General features: G+C 61.3%; 1 protein-coding gene and 1 pseudogene. Both read left to right on the top strand.

The window, feature by feature from the left end:
* Positions 1-282 (top strand): annotated as a pseudogene (locus tag P792_RS37835) (pyridine nucleotide-disulfide oxidoreductase); the annotation flags it as partial.
* Complete coding sequence (locus P792_RS35160; RefSeq protein WP_023979973.1) at positions 279-1,766, top strand: MFS transporter; 1,488 nt, start codon at positions 279-281, stop codon at positions 1,764-1,766. The pseudogene P792_RS37835 and the gene P792_RS35160, both read left to right, overlap by 4 nt.
* Positions 1,767-2,082: the final 316 nt, after the last annotated feature.

Here is a 2,082-nt window from a genome sequence, read left to right on the forward strand (position 1 = left end):
GGCATTGTCGCACATATACCTGTGCTGCGGTCGCTCGCAGCACAGGGCGCCCTTGCCCCGGACCCGACCGGCCTTGGACTGCACACCAGCCTCGATCATCACGCGCTGTCTGATGGCCACAAGGTGGACTCCGTCCTTATTGCGGGACCGTTGTCACGCGGCACGTTCGGCGAATTGATGGGCCTGCCTGAAGTGACCGAAAACGCGCAATCGGTGGCCCGCCATCTCGCAGCCCTCCTCTCTCCTGCAACGCAACGTCTGCCCGATGAGGTCCGATCATGAGTGCCGCCCCCTCTCATGCGCCCGAACGCCCGATTATCCGCTCGGCCGATGATATTGCGGCCCTGATCAATCGCGGGCCGAGCGGCAAGGGTCATGCCAATATCATCGTGCTGCTGGCTTTGGGCGGCGTGTTTCTTGACGCATATGACCTGACGACCCTCTCCTATGGCATTGGCGATGTGCAGAAGCATTTCGGCCTGACCGGCTCACAAACCGGGATGGTAGCGGCCGCCATGAGCGCAGGGACGATTATCGGCAGCATCATGGGTGGGTGGCTGACCGACCGTATCGGCCGCTACGCTGTATTTATGGCCGACATGGCATGCTTCGTGATTGCGGCCCTTGTTGCCGCTGCCGCACCAACCGCGAGCATTCTCATCCTGGCCCGTTTTGCCATGGGGTTTGGCGTCGGTATGGATCTGCCCGTTGCCATGGCGTTTCTCTCAGAGTTCTCGAAGCTCTCGGGCAAGGGAAGCAAGGCCGGGCGGGCCGCCGCATGGTGCCCGACCTGGTATGCGGCCTCCTCAGCGTGCTTCATACTCGTGTTTGCGCTCAACGCCATTGTGCCAGCTAGCCACCCAGACTGGCTGTGGCGTGCCTCGCTGGGCTTTGGCGCGGTCCCTGCCCTGATCATCATTCTGGTGCGCAGCCGCTACATGAGTGAATCGCCGCTCTGGATTGCCCGCCACGGTGATCTGGAAAAAGCCGCCGCCATCCTGCGCGCCACACATGGGGTGGACCCGGTTCTGCATATCACGGTAGCGCCGCCGCGCCAGACGCCGCCGAGCCTGTTTGCCCTGCTGCGCAAACCCCTGCTCAAGCGCACCACGCTTGTCATTGGCATGAAGATCGTGAGTGCCACCTCCTATGCAGCGATTGCCTTTGGTCTGCCGGGGCTTCTGTCGTCCATGCTGCACCTGCAACGCACCGAAGTGCTGGGTGTGTCGATCCTGCTCAATCTGGTCTTTGCCTTCAGTGGCGGCCTGCTTGGCGTCAGGTTGACCCGCAGCTTCGGATCGCGACCGATCACACTTGCCGGCTATGCCATGCAGGTGGCGGGCATCCTGCTGCTTGCCCTGACCGGGACGCCATATAACAGCCTGGGCATCGTGTCGGTGATGAGCGGTTTTGCCCTCTTCCTGTTCGCTCAGGGTTTCGGGCCAGGGTGCCAGCAGATGGTCTATCCGACGCTCAGCTACCCAACCGAATTGCGTGGCACAGGCATTGGCTTCACCAATTTCGTGGCAGGCTTCAGTGGCACACTGAGCATGTGGGCCCTGCCCACGCTCTATACAGCACTCGGTATGCAGATCTTCTGGGTCATCCTGATTGCTCCCTTGTTCGGCATTGCGCTGCACATGGCGCTACGATGGGAGGTGTTCGGCTATGACGCCGATGCTGACCCGGCCCTGCGTCATGCCCTGTATCGCACACGGGACGAAAACAGGGGGCAGACGCTCTGCCCCTCAAACCAGGCTCCGTGAGCGCCCCCTCTTTCACCCTCCGGGCATAAAGGGCTTCTCCCTCCGCGCCCGGACGATCCGCGACCAAATTCAACGATTTCAAATGAGTGAAATAATGAACAACGAAAATATGCCGTTTATCCCCTCGCGCGACCGATGTCCGCCTTCTCGCACGCCCTCCAGTTCATTCATCACCCTCCCCGGATATCGCCCTTATGAAACACCGCCACCGATCTGAATTGCCCCTCCTGCGTCGCAACACGCTTGGCACTCATTCCCTCGCCCTCTTGGCCGGAGTGAGCCTTGTTCCCGTCTCGACGGCATTTTCCGCCGTCTC

This window comes from Asaia sp. SF2.1 (assembly GCF_000505765.1).
Classification (GTDB): Bacteria; Pseudomonadota; Alphaproteobacteria; order Acetobacterales; family Acetobacteraceae; genus Asaia; species Asaia bogorensis.

Coding starts and splice junctions, on each gene's coding strand:
- P792_RS35160 (WP_023979973.1), top strand. CDS start 279: ATGAGTGCCGCCCCCTCTCATGCGCCCGAACGCCCGATTATCCGCTCG.